Source organism: Polaribacter sp. R2A056_3_33 (assembly GCF_019278485.1).
Lineage (GTDB): Bacteria > Bacteroidota > Bacteroidia > Flavobacteriales > Flavobacteriaceae > Polaribacter.
Window position 1 is genome coordinate 1232655 of sequence record NZ_CP058984.1, and the last position, 20800, is coordinate 1253454.

Consider the following 20800-nt stretch of genomic DNA (forward strand, 5'->3'; position numbering starts at 1 on the left):
TTTATTTTCTAAGAAGGTTCTTCTCCTTCTAATAAAGGCACAGTTTGTAACACAAAGTCTTCTCCATGTAAATATGCACTATCATCATCTTCTGGATCTACACGCTTACTATAATCATACGCCCATCTATGAACTTCTGGTAATTTCCCTGGCCAGTTTCCGTGTACATGATCTACAGGAGTTGTCCATTCTAAAGTAGTTGCATTCCAAGGATTCATTGTTGCTTTTTGACCTCTATAAATAGAGATAAAGAAGTTTGCAATAAAAAATATTTGAGCAAAACCACCAACTAAGGCAAACAATGTAATTACTATATTAATATCAGATAAATCATCAAACATAGGAAATGCTGTGTTAGAATAATATCTTCTTGGTAAACCTGCTAAACCAATAAAGTGCATTGGCCAGAAAACTCCATAAGCACAAATGATGCTTAACCAGAAATGCCAATATCCTAATGTTTTATTCATCATTCTACCATACATTTTAGGAAACCAGTGATACACACCAGCAAACATTCCAAAAATAGCAGAAACACCCATAACTAAGTGGAAATGCGCTACAACAAAGTACGTATCATGAACATTAATATCTAAAGCTGAATCTCCTAAAACAATACCTGTTAAACCTCCTGTAACGAATGTAGAAACCAATCCGATAGAGAATAACATGGCAGGATTTAATTGAAGATTACCTTTCCATAATGTCGTTAACCAGTTAAATGATTTTACTGCAGATGGAATTGCAATTAGTAACGTTGTAAATGTAAATACAGACCCTAAGAAAGGATTCATACCTGATACAAACATATGGTGTCCCCAAACAATTGTAGATAAAAAAGCAATTGCTATAATAGAACCAATCATTGCACGGTAACCAAAAATAGGTTTACGTGAATTAATGGCTAAAATTTCTGAAACAATACCCATGGCAGGTAAGATTACGATATATACCTCAGGGTGACCTAAGAACCAAAATAAGTGCTCGAATAATACAGGAGAACCACCTTGATAATGTAAAACTTCACCAGCAATAAAAATATCTGATAAATAGAAAGAAGTACCAAAACTTCTATCAAAGATCAATAATAAAGCAGCAGACAATAATACAGGGAAAGAAACTACACCAATAATAGCAGTTACAAAGAACGCCCAAATTGTTAAAGGCAATCTCGTCATTTTCATTCCCACAGTTCTTAAGTTAAAAACTGTTGCTATATAATTTAAAGATCCTATTAAAGAAGATGCAATAAAAATAGCCATAGAAACTAACCATAATGTCATACCCATTCCAGAACCTGGAATTGCTTGTGGTAAAGCACTTAATGGAGGATAGATTGTCCATCCTGCTGCTGCTGGACCAGCTTCAACAAACAAAGAGCAAACCATGATGATACATGAAACAAAGAACATCCAATAAGACACCATGTTTAAAAAACCAGAAGCCATATCTCTAGCTCCAATTTGCAATGGTATTAACAAGTTAGAAAATGTACCACTTAAACCAGCCGTTAATACAAAGAATACCATTATAGTACCGTGTATTGTTACCAAAGCTAAGTACATATCCGGATTCATTACACCGTCTGTTTGGTGATCTCCTAGAAAAGCTTCAATTAAAGAAAATGATTTTTCTGGCCATGCAATTTGCATACGAAATAACATAGACATAAATACCCCAATAATTCCCATAAACATACCAGTTACTAAGAACTGCTTAGAAATCATTTTATGATCTTGGCTAAAAATATATTTTGTTACAAATGTTTCTTTATGATGATGTTCTGACATAATCTTATTTATTTGTAGTGTCTTTTAATTATTATTATTTAATACTGATGATAATGTTGGCTGCTCTGCAATCCATTTGTCATATTCTTCTTGTTCTACAACTGTAATTTTCATTTGCATGTTATAGTGAGAAGCTCCACAAATTTTATTACATAACAATAAATAATCAAACTCATAAGGATCTTCTCCGTTAGCTTTTCTTATTTTATTGATTCCTGCAGTTTTCTCTACAACCTCAGATTGTTGTCTCATCTCTGCAGTAGTATATTTTGGAGTAAAACCAAATTCAGTTACCATACCTGGTACACAGTTCATTTGCGCTCTAAAGTGAGGCATATAAGCTGAGTGCAAAACGTCTTGAGAACGAAACTTGAAATGAACTTTTCTACCTTTAGGTAAGTACAATTCAGTTACTTGTTTATCATCTAAAGCATTTTTATCATCCATATCAACACCTATAGTGTTCATACCTTTAATATAGTTTACGTTTCCTAAACCTAACGTATTATCTTCACCTGCATAACGAGCATCCCATCTAAACTGCTGAGCATAAACCTCTATTACTACAGGATCTTCTAAGTCGGATAAATCCATGATATTATTCCATTGCCATAATCCATAACCAATTAGAACAACTAAAACAATAGCTGGAGTAATGGTCCAAATAGCCTCTAATTTATGACTGTCTGAATAGAATTTTGCTTTCTTTCCTTTTTCACCTTTATACTTAAAAGTAAAATAGAAAATTAAGAATTGCATTAAAAATTGAACAATACCAATTAACCAAAATGTAATATCAAAAAGGTTATCATCATGTTCTCCTTCATAAGAAGCAGATTCTGGTAACATTACAACATTCATGAAGATTAAACAATAAATCATCATTGCATATAAAAAAACCATAAAGTAAATGGCATTTCTACCTTGGGTTGCGTTGTCTTTATCAGTAGCGATTACGCTTCTTAAGTTTAATATTCTGGTTATTTGCCAAAAACTTACACCGATTGCAACAGCTATAAAAATATAAAATAGAGCTAGCATATTTATCTCGTCTTAATTATTTTAATTCAAATTATTTATTAATGATGATCTCCTGAACCTTCACCTCTGTGTTCAATATTATAATAGTGGTAATGTTTACTTTCTCCTAAGAAAGGGTTACCAGTTGGTATAGCACTTGCTTTTGCAAAAGAACTAAAAGTAGCATATATAAAGACTCCTATGAAGAACAATATTGCACCAATTTCAGGGATACCGAAAGACCATTGATCACCAACAGTACCTGGCATAACCATTACAAATATATCAATATAATGACCACAAAGAATTGCAACACCTCCAATAACGATAAACCAAGGAATACTTTTAAAGTCACTATTTAATAATAACAATACAGGAAAAGCAAAGTTCATTACTACCATTGCTAAGAAAGGAAAGTTATACTCATTAAATCTCATTGCAAAATAAGTAGTTTCCTCTGGAATATCTGCATACCAAATTAACATAAATTGAGAAAACCATAAGTATGTCCAAAAGATAGAAAAACCAAACATATATTTTGCTAAATCATGAATGTGACTATCGTTCACACCAGGTAAAGCTCCTTTAGAACGTAAATATATTGTAACTAAAGCAATTACCGTTAATGCACTTACTAATAAGCTAGATAAAACATACCAACCGAATAATGTAGAGAACCAGTGTGGGTCTAATCCCATAATCCAATCCCAAGACATCATTGTTTCAGTGATCATAAATACGAAAATAAAACCTACAGAAGCATTATAACTCAATTTATACGTTTTTCCTCCATCATTTGCAGTATCTTCTTTTATAGAATTTCTACGGATAAACCATCTGTATGCATTCCATAAAGCTAAATAAATAATACTTCTAATAGCCCAACCTGGAACGTTTATCCACCAAGATTTACCATCTACAATAGGATCGTAATTAGGACTTGTAGGATCAAATACTCCTTCTGCCATCCACGGGAACATATGATTCCAATGCATTACAGCCGAAATTACTATAAGAACCATTACAATTGAAGTTGGTACTAAGTTAGCAGTAATTGCTTCCATTACCCTAAACAAAAGAATAGACCAACCCGCTTGCGCAACTCTTTGAATTGCATAAAAAGCTAATACCAATAAAGTAATTCCCAAAAAGAAAAACAATGCTACATATACTGCAGACCATGGTTTATTTTTTAACTGATGTAAAACATGTTCAGCATGTGCGTCATCATGAGATCCATCTACTGAACCATGGCTTTCACCATGTGCTTCACTTTTATGCCCATCAGCACTAACCTCTTCATGAGAAGTAGCATGACTATCACCATGTGAAGCCTGTTGTGCAATAACTTCTTTAGCTTCTTCAACTGTTTTAGGAGCTGAATAAAAACCATAACCAATTCCCACTAAACCAATAAGTATTAGTGCTAATGAGAATGTTTTTAATTTACCTGAGAATTGATACATATCTTTTTCGTATTCTTTCTAATTGAAATTATAATTCTGAACGTAATTTTTCTACGTACTGTACTATTTGCCAACGCTCTGTATACGTTGTTTGAGATGCATGTGAACCCATTAAGTTTTTACCGTGCATAATTACATGATAAATACTCCCTGTGTTAATATCTCTATCTTTATAATTAGGGATACCAGAAAATTTATCTCTTTGAGATAAAACTCCATTACCATCTCCTGCTTTTCCATGACAAGTTGCACAATAGATCTCGTACATTGCTTTTCCATTTGCCAAACTTTCTTCTGTAGTTTCTAAAGGATTAGTAACCGTAAGTTTAGACAATTCATATCCTTCATTTGTATTAGGGATATCATAAGTAGCATGTCCGCCTCTTGCAATTGTTCCTGCAACAGGTTTACTATTTACAGGTTCTCCATTAAGACCATTGGCTCCATTTACATCATAAGGCACAGATACATACATATCTGGCATAAATTGTAATTGCGGCTTAGTTTTATCATTACAAGAAATGATACTTGTAAGCGTAAATAAAGCGATAATTAATTTAAAATTCTTCATTTTCTATATATTAGTGCTTGTCTACTACATTAATTTCTACAGCTCCTGTACTAGCTAATAAATCAATAATTTTAGCTTCGTTGTTATTTACAGGGATTTCCATTAAAAAATGATCATCTGTAGTTCTTGGATCTGGATTCTCAGCTTCTTTAAATGGCCATAATCTACTTCTCATATAAAAAGTAATTACCATTAAGTGGGCTGCAAAAAACACTGTTAATTCAAACATAATTGGCACAAACGCAGGCATGTTTGCCCACCAAGAAAAATTTGGCTTACCACCAATATCTTGTGGCCAATCTTGAATCATCATGTAATTAGTCATCCAAATAGCAAATGCTAATCCTGTAATTCCATATAAAAATGCAGTAATTGCTAATCTTGTTGGTGCTAATCCCATTGCTTTGTCTAATCCATGAACAGGAAAAGGACAAAATACTTCCTCTATATGAAGATGTTCTGCTTTAACAGCTTTCACTGCGTCCATTAGAACTTCGTCATCATTATAAAATGCGTGAATAACTTTTGATGATTCCATAATTATTCTTTATTAGATTTATCAGTTGTACCTGCTACGTTTGCTACATTAATAGCTGGTTTAGTTGGTATACCTTGTTCTCTTCTCTTCTTGTAAAACTCTCCAGAAGATTTTAAAATAGTTTTTACTTCCGCTTGTGCAATTACCGGGAATGTTCTTGCGTATAATAAGAATAATACACCAAAGAAACCTATAGTTCCCACAAAAATACCAACATCTACAAACGTAGGTTCAAAACGCCACCATGTAGATGGTAAATGACCTTTACTTAATACAATTGCAATAATATCGAAACGCTCAAACCACATACCAATGTTAATTGCAATAGAAATAATAAAAGTAATTACAAAACTTCTTCTAAATTTCTTAATCCATAATAACTGTGGTGTAATAATATTAAATATTATTAGTGACCAGAATGCCCAAGCATAAGGACCAGTTGCAGCACCTACAGATAAATATGTATAGTTCTCATAAGGTGACCCTGTATACCAAGCAATAAAGAACTCTGTTGCATACGCCACAGCTACAATACCACCTGTTAAGATAATTACAATGTTCATATACTCAATGTGCATACGTGTAATGTAATCTTCTAAATTAGTAACCTTTCTCATAATTCCTAATAACGTTTGTACCATTGCAAATCCAGAAAAGATTGCTCCTGCTACGAAATAAGGAGGGAAAATAGTTGAGTGCCAACCTGGGTTAATAGAAGTAGCAAAATCCATAGATACAATTGTATGTACAGAAAGTACTAATGGTGTTGCTAAACCTGCAAGTACCAAAGATACTTCTTCAAAACGTTGCCAGTCTTTTGCTCTACCAGACCAACCGAATGATAATAAAGCATATATTTTCTTTTGGAAAGGCTTCACAGCTCTATCTCTAATCATTGCAAAATCGGGTAATAAACCTGTCCACCAGAAAACTAATGATACAGATAAATAAGTTGATATTGCAAAAACATCCCATAATAATGGTGAGTTAAAGTTTACCCATAACGAACCAAATTGATTTGGCATTGGCAATACCCAATACCCATTCCAAGGTCTACCCATGTGAATCAATGGAAACAGTCCTGCTTGAAAAACGGCAAAAATTGTCATTGCTTCTGCAGAACGGTTAATAGCCATTCTCCATTTTTGACGGAATAATAAAAGTACTGCAGAAATTAGTGTTCCTGCGTGACCGATACCAACCCACCATACAAAGTTTGTAATATCCCAAGCCCAACCAATGTTCTTGTTCAATCCCCAAACTCCAATACCAGTACCTATGGTATAAAAAATACATCCAAATCCCCAAAGCGTTGCAGCCAAAGAGATATAAAATGCTATGTACCAATTTTTATTTGCAACTCCTTCAATAGGTTTTGCAATGTCTTCTGTAATATCGTGATAACTTTTATCACCTAGTACTAAAGGTTCCCTTATGGGTGCTTCGTAATGAGACATATTTTTATTACTTAGTTTAATTATAGTTTTTAAACTTTCAAAGTTCTTTAACTTTGAGTTTTCAATTTAAAATTTTCTTACGCTTCGTTTGTATTTCTAACTTTCACTTGATATACTACATTCGGTTTCGTTTGTAAGTAATCTAATACGTGATAAGCTCTCTTGTCTTCTGCTAATGCTGCTACTTCGTCTTTTTCGTTATTAATGTCTCCAAAAACCATAGCACCTGTTGTACAAGCTGATGAACAAGCTGTTTCAAACTCATCTGTATTAACAGCTCTTCCTTCTTTTTTAGCTTTTAGAATTGTAGCTTGTGTCATTTGAATACACATAGAACATTTCTCCATAACCCCTCTAGAACGAACTACAACATCTGGGTTTAACACCATTTTACCATAGTCATTATTCATATTGAAGTCAAACTCTTTGTTATTAGAATACTGGAACCAGTTAAAACGACGAACTCTATAAGGACAGTTGTTTGCACAATATCTTGTACCAACACATCTGTTATATGCCATTTGGTTTTGACCTTGACGACCATGAGATGTTGCTGCAACTGGACAAACAGTCTCACAAGGAGCATGATTACAGTGCTGACACATCATTGGTTGAAAAGTAACCTCTGGATTTTCTGCTTCAGTTTCTATAGCTTTATACAAGTCTCCACCGCTTAAGCCCATTGCCTTCGCTTCTTCTCTTGTTGCAACTTCAGAAGAGTAATATCTATCGATACGCAACCAGTGCATATCTCTACCAACTCTAACCTCATTTTTACCTACAACTGGTACATTATTTTCTGCATGACATGCTATAACACACGCACCACAACCTGTACAAGATGATAAATCTATTGATAAGTTAAAGTGATGACCAACTTCTCTGTTGTGCTCTTCCCATAAATCTATAGATTTTGCTTCAACTTCTTGATGATCATAAGATACAAAAGCAGGCTTGTTCCAAGAATGTTTTGGATCTACACTACTTACTACCTCTTTTAAAGAAGCTACTTTTAAAATATCATGACGCCCTGCAATTGTTTTTTGTACTTGTGTACAAGCAAATTTATGGGTACCAGATACTTTTTCTATTGTAACTCCGTACTGAATATTGTTTCCGTTAATGTATAATGGATATCCATTAACACCAACTTTCATTTCTTCTTTTAAACCAAAAGTTTTACCGTAACCTAAAGCTAAACCAACAGAACCAATAGCCTGACCTGGTTGGACCATTACCGGAACAACAACATCAACACCATTAACAGATACTTTGGCATAATCACCATTAATAGCACCGTTATCTTTTACAGGATTAGAAAAACCTAATTCTCTGGCATCTGCCATAGACATCATTAAGTAATTATCCCAAGAAGCTCTTGTAATAGGGTCTGGAAATTCTTGTAACCAAGGATTGTTTGCTTGTTTACCGTCTCCTAAACCTGTTTTAGTATATAAGTTTAATTCAAAACCAGAAGCTTTCTTCGCTGAACTTGCTAATTTTGATGCAATATCAGAAATTACAACAGTAGATTCAAAAACTTCTCCCTCTTCTTCTAAAGAAAGGTCTTTTTTGAAAAAACCATTATGTAAAGCTTTGTTCCATGAAGCACCACCTAAAACATTGGTAGCTGCATATGTTTTTAAATAATCGTAATATTTTGTAGTATCTCCAGACCATTTTAATAACGTATCTTGAACCTGACGTGTATTAAATAATGGTTGAATTGTTGGCTGCATTAAACCATACGTTACAGAATCGAACTGTGCATCTCCCCAAGACTCCAAAAAGTGTGGAGTTGGCAATGCATAATCCATTAAAGTAGTAGTACTGTTATGTTCTGTAGACAATGCTACTGAAATTTCTAGTTTACCTAATCCTTCAGAAAAATCTGATGCATTTGATAATGAATACACAGGATCTACATTGTATGCAATTAATCCTGATACTTTACCAGCTTTCATATCTGAAACTAATTGAGCAACTTCAGCATCATTTCCTTTACGGATGTTTAGCGTATTTTTTGTATCAATAATTTCACTATTTAATGCCTTATTAATCGCTAATGAAATTAATTGTGCATTTTTATCATTCAACCCTGTTAAGACAACACCTTTAGAACCAGCTTTCTTTAAATCTGAAGCTAATTTTTTAATAGTTGCATCTACAGAAGTTGCTTTAGAAGGAACATTTGCTCCTGTAATAGCGTTGTATAAGTTTAACAATGCAAATACCTGATCAGATGGTTTTACAACCACTCTTTTATCAGCATTAGCACCTGTTAAAGACATATTACTCTCTACCTGTACATGGTAAGACATGTATCCTTTTTCTGGTTTTCTACCAGCAATGTATTTCTTCTCTAAACCTCCATGGAAATCTCCAAGAAAATCAGCACCAAAAGAAACAATTGTTTTTGCATTTTCTAAATGATAATTTGGTAATACACGTTTACCGTACATTGCCATAAAAGCATCTGCCGCTCCAGATTCTGAAACTGCATCATAGACAACATGTTTTACATTTGGGTTTGCTGCAATAAAGCCTTCAATAACTTTATCCGTAGATGGACTTGCCATTGTACCTGTTAATAATACAACAGGTTTATTTGCTTCTTTTAATTCGTTTAATTTTGCACCAATTTTAGAATCAGCATCTGCCCAAGTTAAAAAAGCTTCTTTATCTTGAGGCTCTTTTAAACGTAATTTTTCATCATATAAAGATAAAACAGAAGCTTGTACTCTCGCACTTGTTGTTCCGTCCGCTTCTTTATTAGGCATAATTTGAATAGGGCGCCCTTCGCGTGTTTTTACCAACACATTTGCAAAATCATAACCATCTGCCATTGAAGTTGCGTACCAATCTGCAATACCAGCAATGATATCGTCTGGTTTTACAACATAAGGAATAGCCTTTCTAACGGGTCCCTGACAAGCTGCTAATGAAGCTGCAGCTGTAGTAAAACCAACATATTTTAAAAAGTCTCTACGTGAAGTAGAAGAATTCTCTAAAGTTTCTTTATCACCTAAAAATTCATCTGACGGAAGCTCTTCCACAAATTCGTTTTTACTTAACGTTTCAACAATAGAACTACCTTTAAGTTCCTCAACACTTTGCCAGTATTTTTTGTCTGAAGCCATTTATACTTTTTATTTAATGATTGAAAGATTCAAACTAGAAAACACCCAGTTTTGTAATCTTTTAATTTTTAATTCTTTTTAATTAGTAGTGACATTTACCACACTCTTTACCACCTAACTGTGAAATGGTAACTTGATCTACATTGTATTTCTTTGCCAAATCTTCATGAATTTTCTTGTAATAATCATTACCTTTTAAATCCACTTTAGTGTCTTTATGACAATCTATACACCAACCCATTGTTAATGGAGCGTGCTGATACAATTCATCCATTTCTTCTACAGGTCCATGACATTTTTGACAATCGATACCTGCAACTGTTACGTGTTGTGAGTGATTATAATAAACAAAATCTGGTAAATTATGAACTCTCACCCATTTAATCGGAGCCGTTTCACCTGTATACTCTAAGTTATCTGCATCCCAACCAGCGGCTGTATAAATCTTTGCAATTTCAAGATCTAATTCTTCTTTTCCAAGAACACTTCCATCTCCTAATTCTACAACAGTATCATCTGCAACTTCAGAAATATTTAAGTGACAATTCATACAAACATTTACTGATGGAATACCAGATGTTTTACTATGTTTTGCCGAAGAGTGACAATATTGACAATCTATCTTATTATCTCCTGCATGTATTTTGTGTGAAAATGCAATTGGCTGAATTGGTTGATACCCTTCATCTACCCCTACTTTAAATAAGAATCCAAATAACACATAAATACCAATTAACACTAAAAATATAGTAGTTAAAACTTTTAAGAAAGTATTTTTCATTATACCTGCCCAAAGCTCATGTAAATCTCTTTTAAGATTTGAATCTTCTCCCGGAGCAGTATCACCTTTTAATTCACTTACCTGCTTTAACAAACTAGCAATCATTAAAAAAGCAACAATAATAGCAGCAGACAGCACATATATTAACCAACCTGGAGCACCTGCAGAAGAAACATTTGCAGAAGCATCACCTGCCGCCACTTCACCTACTTTTTTAAGCTCACCTACAGTGGTGTAATATAAAATATCATCTACATTCTGATCAGTTAACTGAGGGAAAGCAGACATCGCAGCTCCATTATACTCGTCAAAAATTGCATTCGCATCTGAATCTCCAGTTGCTCTTAACTCTGCATTATTTTTAATCCAAGAATGTAACCAATCATTTTCTCTTCTCTCCTCGACACCAGCCAAAGCTGGTCCAATTAATTTCTTATCTAACTTGTGACAAGAAGCACATAACGATTTAAATAATTTTTTCCCTTCTTTTTGGCGTGCCTCATCTACCTCTTGTGAATAAGCAGATACACTGAATGCAAAAATTAGGAGAAAAGTAATACTTTTAAGAAGTAATGTGGTTAGTCTATTGTGCAGTTCTACACTTTTCATATTTAAACTTTGATTAAAAATATCTAATATAAAATGACAAAAGTCATTTTTTTCCGTTTGACAAAAGTAATACTTCTTCCTAAGGTTTGAAAAGCTAAAAGAATGTAAAACATAATTTATAATTATTCTAAATAAGCGTTTAATCTAATTTATTCCTAAACTAGTCGTTATTTTTGTACAAAATAAAATTAAGCATGAAAAGTAAATTAACAACACTCTCGTTTTTGATTGTTTTATTAGCAACTAGTTACAATTCTTTCTCACAAAATAGCACAAATGAATCTGCAGAAATAAAGGATATTGTTTCTAAAAAAAGAAGTTTTAATAGCACTTTTGGCTTTGGATACAGAATTCAACTTTATAACGGAAGCGAGCAAAAAGCAAGACAGTTTATGGCTCGTTTTAAAGCAGAATTTCCCGGAAATTTCTCGAAACTAGTTTATTACGCTCCAGAATGGAAAGTACAAGTAGGTAATTACAAAACAAAATTAGAGGCTGATAAAGATCTAATAAAATTTCAAGAAAAATTCTCTGGAATTATTGTGATCCCAATGGGGAAGTAATTAATACAGAAAACACATTAGAAGTAATTAAAAAGCTTCATTATTTTGTCATCTAAAAAGAAAACAAAATAATGAAGCTTTTTAATATTACATTTTTAAGTAGGTTTTACACTAAAACAAACACCTTAATCTAAAGTAAGTAGTAAAACCTATAGCAAGACTTTATCAAGAAAAACCTATTCTTCTAAGTCTACTTTCTCTTCCAAAGAAACGGAAACTACCGTATTACCCCAACCTAAATGCATGGTAACTGTATTATCTTCAACTTCATTAAAGACAATTGAAAAAGCTTCAATACTTTTTTCTGACTCAGAAACTGCACCAGAAACCCTAACAACATCATCTTTTTCATCGTAAGTATAATGCCCCCAAACATTTCTAACATTACTAAGAATAAGCGTCCATTCTTTATCACCAGGAACCGAAAACAAAGTATATGTACCCGCTTTTACGCTTTCTCCTCCAAATAAAACATCCTTAAAAAAAGTAATTTCAGAAGCTTCATTAGCACCAGTTCTCCAAACACCTTTATCTGAAACCTCAGCCAAAGAAGACAATGCTCTTCCTTTTAATTGTGGTCTTCCGTAAATAACTCTTACTAACTTATCGGAATTTCTCCAATCACTTGGGTAGGCAGCAACATCTAAAGGACTCACATCTAATCTTGGAAATTTTTGAGAGAAAGTATCTGTCGATGAAAGAATTGAGAGTACAATAATGGCAAATAATAGAATTGTTTTTTTCATTTTTATAATTTATGAGGTGATATAAAGATCAGTCATCAAAAATAAAAAATCTTACAATGTTATTTTACTAATTTCATGTTAAACATAATGAAGAGGCAATAAAAGGAATTAAGCAGACACAAATTGACATCCCTCATTTCATGAAGCTGTGCAGTAAAATAAATATCTTAAATGGTTATAAAAAGTAAATTAACAACCACAACCAGCACTACAACCTTTCTTTTTTTTAGAAGGAAAAACATATTTTCTTAATAAAAAAGCTACGGCTAGAACAACTAATATATATGCTATAATTTCTTGCATTAACTTAAAATTTGATAGGTTATAAATGAAGCAACATATGCCATTAAGCCCATTCCGAACAATTGGATTAATGGCCATTTCCAAGTTTTCGTTTCACGCTTTACAATAGCTAACGTTGCCATACACTGCATTGCAAAGGCATAAAAAACCATTAAAGACATTCCCACAGGGAAATTAAATCTTTTACCACCGGTATCTGGGTTTATTTCTGACCTCATCTTTTCTTTAATCGTAGATGTATTTTCATCATCTGCTTCTACACTATAAATGGTTGCCAGCGTACCTACAAAAACTTCTCGTGCAGCAAAAGATGTAATTAAAGCAATTCCTATTTTCCAATCATACCCTAAAGGTCTAATAGAGGGCTCTATTGTTTTCCCAAGAATACCAATATAAGAATTCTCTAACTTTACAGATGCTATTTTTTGCTGTAATTCCTGATCTGATAAACTCTGGTTAGCAACATTTTCAATCGTATTTTTCTCTGCGTTCTCAAAAGAAGCTGGTCCGTTTGATGCTAAAAACCATAAAACAATAGACAAAGCTAAAATGATTTTTCCCGCTTCTAAAACAAACGATTTTGTCTTTTCAACCACCTCATAAAAAACATTTTTAACAGATGGTAATTTATAATTTGGCATTTCTACCACAAAAAACGACTTCGATTTTATCTTTAACGTCTTATGTAATATATAAGCTGCTATCACTGCTGTTGCAAACCCCAATCCATATAACAATAACAAAACTACACCTTGTAAATTTAAGAATCCGAAGATTTTTGTATCAGGTATAATTAAAGAAATTAAAATAGCATATACGGGTAAACGCGCAGAACAGGTGGTAAACGGCACTACCAAAATAGTAATCAATCGCTCTTTCCAACTAGCAATTGTTCTAGTTGCCATAATTGCAGGAATTGCACAAGCAGTACCAGAAATTAACGGAATTACACTTTTACCATTCATACCAAATCGACGCATAATTTTATCCATTAAAAACACCACACGACTCATATACCCCGTTTCTTCTAAAACCGAAATAAATAAAAATAGAATGGCTATTTGTGGAATAAATATAATAACACCTCCAATTCCAGGTATTATTCCCTCTGTTAACAGGTCTGTAAGCACCCCATTTGGCAGATTACTTTTTGCAAAATCTGCAATTTGAGCAAAACTAGTATCTATAAAATCCATTGGTACTGAAGCCCAATCGAAAACAGATTGAAAGATAATCAATAATAAAAACACAAAGAAAAAGTAACCAAAAACCTTATGTGTAAAAACCCTATCTAGCCTACCACGAAGGTCTTTGGCTTTGGTTTTATCTACTATATAGGTCTTTTTAAGTATTTTATTAATTTCTTGATAACGATAAATAGTTTCTTTATGTTGATATTTCTTTAACTTAGAAACGTCTTTTTTAAAGTTAAGGAGTTTTTGTTTTTCTTCTATTGATATGGAATCTGGATAGTTATTCTGCGTTACCATCAACCATAATTCATACAAAGAATATTTAGGGCTAATTTCTTTTAACTTATCAAAATAATCTGGATCAATTTGATGATTGATTCCACATAAAGGAGAAGCTTTTGCAGCAACGTGGCAACGAATAATTGCAGCTTTTACATCATCTATTCCTTCATTTTTTCTTGCACTAATTAAAACTACCTCTGTATTTAACTCTTTTTTCAATAAAGATAAATCGATAGTAATTCCTTTTCTGTTCATTTGGTCAACCATATTGATTGCCAAAACTGTTGGAATTTCTAAATCTTTAATCTGAGAAAAAAGCAGTAAGTTTCTTTTTAAATTCTCTACATCTGCAACTACCAAAATAACATCTGGAGATTCCTTAATATCCTTTTTTAACAAGGTTTTTAAAACAATACTCTCGTCTAAAGAAGTAGGATTTATACTATATGTACCTGGTAAATCTGTAATAATTGCATTCTGAGTAGCAGATAGTTTACTAACACCATTTTTTTTATCAACAGTAATTCCTGGGTAATTTCCAACTTTCTGATTTAAACCTGTAAGTTGATTGAATAGTGATGTTTTTCCGGTATTTGGGTTCCCTATTAAAGCAACCTTTATATCATTTTTAGACATTATAAATGCGCTTTAAGGATTCGAATTTTAGAAGCTGTTTCTATTCTTATTGCCAAATGACTACCGTTTACGCAAATATACAAGGGGTCTTTTAAGGGCGCTATTTGAACTAACTGAACCTCAGCTCCTGGTAGACAGCCCATTTCTAACAATTTTAAAGGAATAAAATCTAAAGACTCTTCAGAAATATATCCTATCTCTCCCTTACGTAATGTAGCTATTGTGCTCAATGAATTTTATTTGGAAGGCAAATATAATCATTTAGAATGATTCTAAACAAGTTATTCAGAAGCATATTCTTCTTTTAACAAAACAATATCATTTTTAAGTTTCTCCATATCTTCTTTCTCCGTCCCATCATAATACCCCCGAATTCGTCTGTCTTTATCAACTAAAACAAATTGTTCTGTGTGTATAAAATCACTTTCATCACCATTACCTTCATCTAAAACTGCAAAATAACTTTTTCGAGCCAACTCATAAATGTGCTTTTTAGAACCTGTAGTAACATTCCATTTTCCATCAATAACCCCTTTTCTATCCGCATATTCTTTTAAAACAGAAACGCTATCCATAACTGGCGTAACAGAATGCGATAAAAACATAATATCATCATCCTTTTTATAAAACTCTTGCAACTCTCCCATATTATAAGCCATGGCAATACAAATTGTTTGGCAACGAGTAAAAAAGAAATCTGCTATATAAATTTTATCTTTATAATTACTATTGGTAACCGTTTCCCCATTTTGATTGGTTAGTTTAAAATCGGCAATGGTATGGTTGTTTTGAATATGCACCATACTATCGTCTACCAATCTCGGGTTTACATCAATAGGATTGTAAATTTTAAGGTGTTTATCTACTTTTAATAAATGATAATAAACTGTAAGTGAAATTGCAGAAAACACCGCAAAAAAGATAAGTAGAGGAATAGACTTTTTAAACTCCATAAGATAATTTTGTGACAACAAATTTACGACTTAATAAAACCTTAGAAAAAAAAACAAAAGGGAATAGTTTCCAAAATCTTTGTTAAATTAAAAAGGTACCTCAATTTGTTCTTTTGCAACTACCTTTAAAAACGTACATTTGCGACTATTTTAACTATGATTTAACGCTGAATGGAAATATTAATAAAAGCATCACAATTTATTTTAAGTTTATCTTTATTGATTGTATTGCACGAGTTAGGGCACTTTATCCCTGCAAAATTGTTTAAAACTAGAGTAGAAAAATTCTATTTATTCTTTGATTATAAATTCTCTATTTTTAAGAAAAAAATTGGTGATACTGTTTACGGTATTGGTTGGATTCCTCTAGGTGGATATGTAAAAATATCTGGAATGATAGATGAAAGTATGGATACTGAGCAAATGGCTTTACCACCGCAACCTTGGGAATTTCGTTCTAAACCGGCATGGCAACGTCTAATTATAATGTTGGGTGGAGTTTTTGTAAACTTTGTTTTAGGTATTTTTATCTACATTATGTTAATGTATGCTTATGGCGAAAACTTTTTACCAAACGAAAATGTAAAAGACGGTGTTTGGGTACAAGATTCTTTAGCGATGAACTTAGGTTTACAAACTGGAGATAAAGTTTTAACTATTGATGGAGAAAAAATTAAAAAATTTAACGAACTAACTTTAGGGTTTGTAAACGGTAATAATTTTCAAATTGAAAGAAAAGGACAAGTTATTGACAAAGTAATTCCAGAAGATTTTATCTCTCAATTAGTAGACAGAGGTAAAGATGCTGGTGTAATTTTACTACCTAGATATCCTTTTGCTATTACGAGTGTTTCTGAAGATTCACCAAATAAAAATGCTGATTTAAAAGCGAAAGATATTGTTGTTGCCATTAATGGAAATGCAATAAAGTATTTTGATGAAGCTCAGGTTGAATTAAATAAGTTTAAAAATCAGGAGATTTCTGTTACCATAAAAAGAGAAAACGAAACAAAAGATATCGCTGTAAAAGTTACCAATGAAGGTAAATTAGGCGTTGGTTTTGGCTTATTACCTTCTAAAGACTTAGAAAGACTTGGCTACTACGATTTGGCAAATATCGAATACACTTTTGCAGAAGCAATTCCTGCAGGGTGGAACAAATCTGTAAAAACACTTACAGACTACATTAAACAATTAAAGAAAATCTTTAACCCAAGCACTGGAGCTTATAAAGGGTTAGGTGGATTTATTTCTATAGGAAGCATTTTTCCATCGGAATGGAGCGCAGAATCTTTCTGGAACATAACCGCATTCTTATCTATTATGTTAGGATTTATGAACCTTTTACCAATACCTGCTTTAGACGGTGGTCACGTTGTTTTTACCCTTTGGGAAATGATAACTGGTAAAAAACCAGGAGATAAATTTTTAGAATATGCACAAGTAACAGGCTTTATTCTTTTAATAGCTTTATTACTTTTTGCAAACGGAAATGATATCTTTAGGTTGTTTAACTAAACAAAATAAAAGACATTAAAAAGCCTCACTTTTATAAAAGTGAGGCTTTTTTTATACCTTAAAAGAACGATTGATAAAAGAAAACCAAGTGTACTGTGTATTGCACCTATCGCAAGCATAAGCCTTAGTACCTGGTATTAATTTAACAAATGCACCCCTCCTCATTCTGTGGTTAGATGTAGATTTACATTTTGGGCAAGCTTTCATAATTAAATTGGTTTGGTTTACCTCTGAAATTTAGCAAGTTACAGTAAGATAATTCTATTCTAAATTAACTGATTTATATACTAAAATTAGGGTACAAAAAGAAAGCTTAAATAATAAGAAAATTTTGGTAACCTAAATTGATATCAGATTCTTATAAACACTGATTTTAAGCAAACAGAGACACAGAAATAAATTCTGTATAATAAGATTTTACACCTTTAGAATGGCTTTTTTTTTGCTACACCTTAAAAGTACGATTGATAAATGAAAACCAAGCATACTGTGTATTACAATTATCACAAGCATAACCTCTTGTTCCTGGAATAATCTTTACAATTCCTTTTCTCATCATTCTGTGTCTAGATTCAGATTTACATTTCGGACAAGATTTCATAAGCTAGGGGATATTTATTTTAAACCGCAATTTACTAAATACAAGCAATGTATTTACCCCGTATTAATACCTGTTTAAAAATCAACGTTTTAATTATTCTACCAAAAATTATATATCAAAAAAGCCATCATTTAAAAAATAAATGATGGCTTCCGTTAAAACTTGTATGTTTATAAACTAGTTATCTTTAGTATCAATAACCTCAGCAGGTAACCCAGTAGGGATATCTTTTCCTTTTAAATAACTTGGCAACTCCATACCTGCCATATTAAACATTTCCTGTAAAGGTGGTACCGCTTTATACATTCCAGAAATAAAGTTAGAGGTTGATGTTTTTCCATCTGCTCCTCCTCCGTTTTCCCAAACAGTAACTTTATCAATTTTTATATTTTTAATAGCTTCGGCTTGTATTTTCACTAATTCCGGTAACTTATCAGCAATTAATAATAAGGCTGCATTTTGAGAATCGTTTCCAGCAGCTTTCACTATTTGATCTAAACCTTGTGCTTGTTTGGTTAAAACCTCAAACAAACCTTGTGCTTCCGCTTGTGCTTTAAATAAAATTGCATCGGCTTCACCTCTTGCAATTCTTCTAATATTTTCTGCTCTTGCTTCTGCGTCTATTTCTACTTTACGTTTGTCTATTTCTGCAGGTACAATAATATCTGCTAATTGAGAAGAACGCTCTCTTTCCGCTCTTGCAACCTCTGCTTCTTGCTCTGCAGCATAAGATTCTTTTAACGCGTTTGCTGTTTGTACTTTTTCTGATGCAATTGCAGTACGTTCTGCTTCGGCTTCTCTTTGTCTTCTTAAAGAGTCTGAATTTGCTACATTAATTTTTGCTGTATTTTCTCCAGCTACTGCTTGTGCATTTGCTGCTGCAACTTGTGTTCTTTCATCTTGTACCGCGTTTGCCTCACCAATAGAACCATCTCTATTTTTTTCTGCAACCGATTTACGTGCCGCGTTAATTGCATGTGCAGCTGCTTCTTTACCTAAAGCTTCTATATAACCAGATTCATCAACAATATCTGTAATATTTACGTTGATTAATTTTAATCCTACTTTCTTTAACTCTGTTTCTACAGATTGAGAAATATTAGTTAAAAATTTATCACGGTCGTTGTTAATTTCTTCAATATCCATCGATGCTACCACCAAACGTAGCTGACCAAAAATAATTTCTTGTGCTAAATCTTGAATGCTATCTTGGTCTAAACCTAACAATCTTTCTGCTGCATTTTGCATGATTCCTGGTTCTGTAGAAACCCCAATTGTAAATCTCGAAGGTACATTTACACGAATATTTTGCTTAGAAAGTGCATTTACCAAATTTACTTCTATAGAAATAGGTGTTAAATCTAAAAATTGATAATCTTGAATTACTGGAAATATAAATGCGGCTCCACCATGAATACATTTAGCAGATTCTCCTCCACCTACTTTTCCATAAACAACCAAAATACGGTCTGAAGGACATCTCTTATAACGTTTTACCATTGCTATTAGCAATATAAAAACGAAGAGAATTGCAATTCCGATTCCGATTAATCCAGCAAATTGACTGGCTTGTAATACCATAAAGTTTAACATAGCTTTTTTTTTAATTTTGAGGTTCTATTATTAATATTCCGTTATTTGTTACTTCTATTACTTTAATTATCTTTCCCTGTTTTAAATCTTCATTATAATCTGTTAATGCTTCTAATTCTCTTAAAGCTCCCTGAATTTTTATCTGAATTTTACCTGTTTTAGATCTATTTGCACCTACTGTTAAATAGACTTCACCAATAGAGTTTAAGGCATTTTTCATTTTTAAGGTTCCGCTAGAAGATAATTTACTGATGTAATAAAATAATGCTGCCATTACAAACATCATCAACAAACCAGAAAATATAGAAATAATAATGGTAGTTCCTGTTGCGTTTCCTGCATCCATACTTGCAATTCCACTCCATCCGAAAATAGTGAAAAAAGCAACTAAGTTTTTTAAGGTAAAAAACTGAAATCCGGCTCCAGTATCTGCATCAATTTCGGCATCTACATCACCTATATCATCTGTTTCTGCACCAATTATTGTGGTTATTAAAACCAACAAAAACATAAATGTAGAAATCCCGGTAATTACCCAATAGGTCTTTTCGAAAGTAGTTAATTCTTGAAACCATTCCATCATAGTAGTTTGTTTTAAAAGAGATTAAAGATAAATGTTTTTGACTGAATAAAGAGGTTTATTCCATCATTATAAAGCACGATACCATTTGATTCAAATCAACTTTTAAGAGCGCTCTTTTTAAGTTGATTTTAAACTTTAATTGTTAAAGTAATAAATGAGATAAGTAGTATTGAGCTGCTACTATTAGTACTCATAAACCTTGTTTTGTTACAGATTTATGAAAATATTTTAAAATAAAAATTTTAGAATTAATAAATACCTATTTCAAACATTAGAAACAGATTATGAAGTTAACGTAACATATCCACCAAAGGTGGAAAATAGACCTACTAATAGAATAGACTTACATGGTTAAAAGAAACCTTGCAGGATAATCTGAATAATTATTAAATCTTACTTAAACATTAAAATGTACTTCAGAAAATTAAAAAAAAGCCTTGATAAAATTTATCAAGGC

At 32.5% G+C, this 20800-nt stretch carries 18 protein-coding genes; 2 read left to right on the forward strand and 16 right to left on the reverse strand.

Annotated features, from left to right (window positions below):
• Positions 1 to 8: 8 nt before the first annotated feature.
• The 8 genes from H0I29_RS05220 to H0I29_RS05255 form a co-directional block, all read right to left on the reverse strand.
• Positions 9 to 1790, reverse strand: a complete 1782-nt coding sequence (locus H0I29_RS05220; protein WP_218754663.1) for a cbb3-type cytochrome c oxidase subunit I — start codon at positions 1788 to 1790, stop codon at positions 9 to 11.
• Positions 1791 to 1814: 24 nt separating this feature from the next.
• Positions 1815 to 2831 (reverse strand): cytochrome c oxidase subunit II, encoded by a 1017-nt coding sequence (locus H0I29_RS05225; protein WP_218754664.1) that lies wholly within the window; start codon positions 2829 to 2831, stop codon positions 1815 to 1817.
• A 38-nt stretch (positions 2832 to 2869) separates the two neighbouring features.
• Entirely contained in the window at positions 2870 to 4276 is a 1407-nt protein-coding gene (locus H0I29_RS05230) for a quinol:cytochrome C oxidoreductase (protein WP_218754665.1), read from the reverse strand.
• A gap of 28 nt (positions 4277 to 4304) precedes the next feature.
• Positions 4305 to 4847, reverse strand: a complete 543-nt coding sequence (locus H0I29_RS05235) for a cytochrome c (RefSeq protein WP_218731805.1) — start codon at positions 4845 to 4847, stop codon at positions 4305 to 4307.
• A 10-nt stretch (positions 4848 to 4857) separates the two neighbouring features.
• Complete coding sequence (locus H0I29_RS05240; RefSeq protein ID WP_165731663.1) at positions 4858 to 5385, reverse strand: DUF3341 domain-containing protein; 528 nt, start codon at positions 5383 to 5385, stop codon at positions 4858 to 4860.
• Positions 5386 to 5387: 2 nt separating this feature from the next.
• Complete coding sequence (gene nrfD, locus H0I29_RS05245; RefSeq protein ID WP_218731806.1) at positions 5388 to 6842, reverse strand: NrfD/PsrC family molybdoenzyme membrane anchor subunit; 1455 nt, start codon at positions 6840 to 6842, stop codon at positions 5388 to 5390.
• 77 nt (positions 6843 to 6919) lie between these two features.
• Positions 6920 to 9982 carry a TAT-variant-translocated molybdopterin oxidoreductase gene (locus tag H0I29_RS05250; RefSeq protein WP_218754666.1) on the reverse strand — a complete coding sequence of 1021 codons (3063 nt, stop codon included), beginning with the start codon at positions 9980 to 9982 and terminating at the stop codon, positions 6920 to 6922.
• 82 nt (positions 9983 to 10064) lie between these two features.
• On the reverse strand, positions 10065 to 11372 hold the full coding sequence (locus tag H0I29_RS05255) for a cytochrome c3 family protein (RefSeq protein ID WP_218754667.1): 1308 nt from the start codon (positions 11370 to 11372) through the stop codon (positions 10065 to 10067).
• Between the two features lie 194 nt (positions 11373 to 11566).
• Here H0I29_RS05255 and H0I29_RS05260 point away from each other — a divergent pair, with 194 nt between their 5' ends.
• Entirely contained in the window at positions 11567 to 11935 is a 369-nt protein-coding gene (locus H0I29_RS05260; RefSeq protein WP_218731809.1) for an SPOR domain-containing protein, read from the forward strand.
• 176 nt (positions 11936 to 12111) lie between these two features.
• Here the strand turns inward: H0I29_RS05260 and H0I29_RS05265 are convergent, their stop codons facing one another.
• From H0I29_RS05265 to H0I29_RS05285, 5 genes are all read right to left on the reverse strand, one after another.
• Entirely contained in the window at positions 12112 to 12681 is a 570-nt protein-coding gene (locus H0I29_RS05265) for a DUF2911 domain-containing protein (protein WP_218754668.1), read from the reverse strand.
• Positions 12682 to 12870: 189 nt separating this feature from the next.
• Positions 12871 to 12984 (reverse strand): FeoB-associated Cys-rich membrane protein, encoded by a 114-nt coding sequence (locus H0I29_RS05270; RefSeq protein WP_165731657.1) that lies wholly within the window; start codon positions 12982 to 12984, stop codon positions 12871 to 12873.
• Complete coding sequence (gene feoB, locus H0I29_RS05275) at positions 12984 to 15095, reverse strand: ferrous iron transport protein B (RefSeq protein WP_218731811.1); 2112 nt, start codon at positions 15093 to 15095, stop codon at positions 12984 to 12986. Before feoB ends, H0I29_RS05270 begins: the two co-directional genes overlap by 1 nt.
• Positions 15095 to 15325 carry a FeoA family protein gene (locus tag H0I29_RS05280; protein ID WP_165731655.1) on the reverse strand — a complete coding sequence of 77 codons (231 nt, stop codon included), beginning with the start codon at positions 15323 to 15325 and terminating at the stop codon, positions 15095 to 15097. The genes feoB and H0I29_RS05280 overlap by 1 nt, the downstream gene beginning before the upstream one ends.
• Before the next feature lie 51 nt (positions 15326 to 15376).
• Positions 15377 to 16048: an SCO family protein gene (locus tag H0I29_RS05285; protein WP_218731812.1), complete on the reverse strand. Its 672-nt coding sequence runs from the start codon at positions 16046 to 16048 to the stop codon at positions 15377 to 15379.
• 171 nt (positions 16049 to 16219) lie between these two features.
• Between H0I29_RS05285 and rseP the strand changes: the two genes are divergently transcribed.
• Positions 16220 to 17566 carry an RIP metalloprotease RseP gene (gene rseP, locus H0I29_RS05290; protein ID WP_218754669.1) on the forward strand — a complete coding sequence of 449 codons (1347 nt, stop codon included), beginning with the start codon at positions 16220 to 16222 and terminating at the stop codon, positions 17564 to 17566.
• A gap of 445 nt (positions 17567 to 18011) precedes the next feature.
• On the opposite strand, the gene H0I29_RS05295 is transcribed toward rseP, so the two are convergent.
• The 3 genes from H0I29_RS05295 to H0I29_RS05305 form a co-directional block, all read right to left on the reverse strand.
• Positions 18012 to 18167, reverse strand: coding sequence for a hypothetical protein (locus H0I29_RS05295; RefSeq protein ID WP_157603506.1), 156 nt, complete (start codon positions 18165 to 18167; stop codon positions 18012 to 18014).
• A 177-nt stretch (positions 18168 to 18344) separates the two neighbouring features.
• Complete coding sequence (locus H0I29_RS05300; protein WP_254712701.1) at positions 18345 to 19760, reverse strand: flotillin family protein; 1416 nt, start codon at positions 19758 to 19760, stop codon at positions 18345 to 18347.
• A 10-nt stretch (positions 19761 to 19770) separates the two neighbouring features.
• The gene (locus H0I29_RS05305) at positions 19771 to 20343 is read right to left on the reverse strand and encodes a hypothetical protein (protein WP_068447317.1); all 573 of its coding nucleotides are present in this window, start codon (positions 20341 to 20343) and stop codon (positions 19771 to 19773) included.
• Positions 20344 to 20800: the final 457 nt, after the last annotated feature.

What these genes read in the sequence shown, in the direction of transcription:
- H0I29_RS05220 (WP_218754663.1), bottom strand. Translation starts at nt 1,790, where the DNA reads ATGTCAGAACATCATCATAAAGAAACATTTGTAACAAAATATATTTTT.
- H0I29_RS05225 (WP_218754664.1), bottom strand. Translation starts at nt 2,831, where the DNA reads ATGCTAGCTCTATTTTATATTTTTATAGCTGTTGCAATCGGTGTAAGT.
- H0I29_RS05230 (WP_218754665.1), bottom strand. Translation starts at nt 4,276, where the DNA reads ATGTATCAATTCTCAGGTAAATTAAAAACATTCTCATTAGCACTAATA.
- H0I29_RS05235 (WP_218731805.1), bottom strand. Translation starts at nt 4,847, where the DNA reads ATGAAGAATTTTAAATTAATTATCGCTTTATTTACGCTTACAAGTATC.
- H0I29_RS05240 (WP_165731663.1), bottom strand. Translation starts at nt 5,385, where the DNA reads ATGGAATCATCAAAAGTTATTCACGCATTTTATAATGATGACGAAGTT.
- nrfD (WP_218731806.1), bottom strand. Translation starts at nt 6,842, where the DNA reads ATGTCTCATTACGAAGCACCCATAAGGGAACCTTTAGTACTAGGTGAT.
- H0I29_RS05250 (WP_218754666.1), bottom strand. Translation starts at nt 9,982, where the DNA reads ATGGCTTCAGACAAAAAATACTGGCAAAGTGTTGAGGAACTTAAAGGT.
- H0I29_RS05255 (WP_218754667.1), bottom strand. Translation starts at nt 11,372, where the DNA reads ATGAAAAGTGTAGAACTGCACAATAGACTAACCACATTACTTCTTAAA.
- H0I29_RS05260 (WP_218731809.1), top strand. Translation starts at nt 11,567, where the DNA reads ATGAAAAGTAAATTAACAACACTCTCGTTTTTGATTGTTTTATTAGCA.
- H0I29_RS05265 (WP_218754668.1), bottom strand. Translation starts at nt 12,681, where the DNA reads ATGAAAAAAACAATTCTATTATTTGCCATTATTGTACTCTCAATTCTT.
- H0I29_RS05270 (WP_165731657.1), bottom strand. Translation starts at nt 12,984, where the DNA reads ATGCAAGAAATTATAGCATATATATTAGTTGTTCTAGCCGTAGCTTTT.
- feoB (WP_218731811.1), bottom strand. Translation starts at nt 15,095, where the DNA reads ATGTCTAAAAATGATATAAAGGTTGCTTTAATAGGGAACCCAAATACC.
- H0I29_RS05285 (WP_218731812.1), bottom strand. Translation starts at nt 16,048, where the DNA reads ATGGAGTTTAAAAAGTCTATTCCTCTACTTATCTTTTTTGCGGTGTTT.
- rseP (WP_218754669.1), top strand. Translation starts at nt 16,220, where the DNA reads ATGGAAATATTAATAAAAGCATCACAATTTATTTTAAGTTTATCTTTA.
- H0I29_RS05295 (WP_157603506.1), bottom strand. Translation starts at nt 18,167, where the DNA reads ATGAAATCTTGTCCGAAATGTAAATCTGAATCTAGACACAGAATGATG.
- H0I29_RS05300 (WP_254712701.1), bottom strand. Translation starts at nt 19,760, where the DNA reads ATGTTAAACTTTATGGTATTACAAGCCAGTCAATTTGCTGGATTAATC.
- H0I29_RS05305 (WP_068447317.1), bottom strand. Translation starts at nt 20,343, where the DNA reads ATGATGGAATGGTTTCAAGAATTAACTACTTTCGAAAAGACCTATTGG.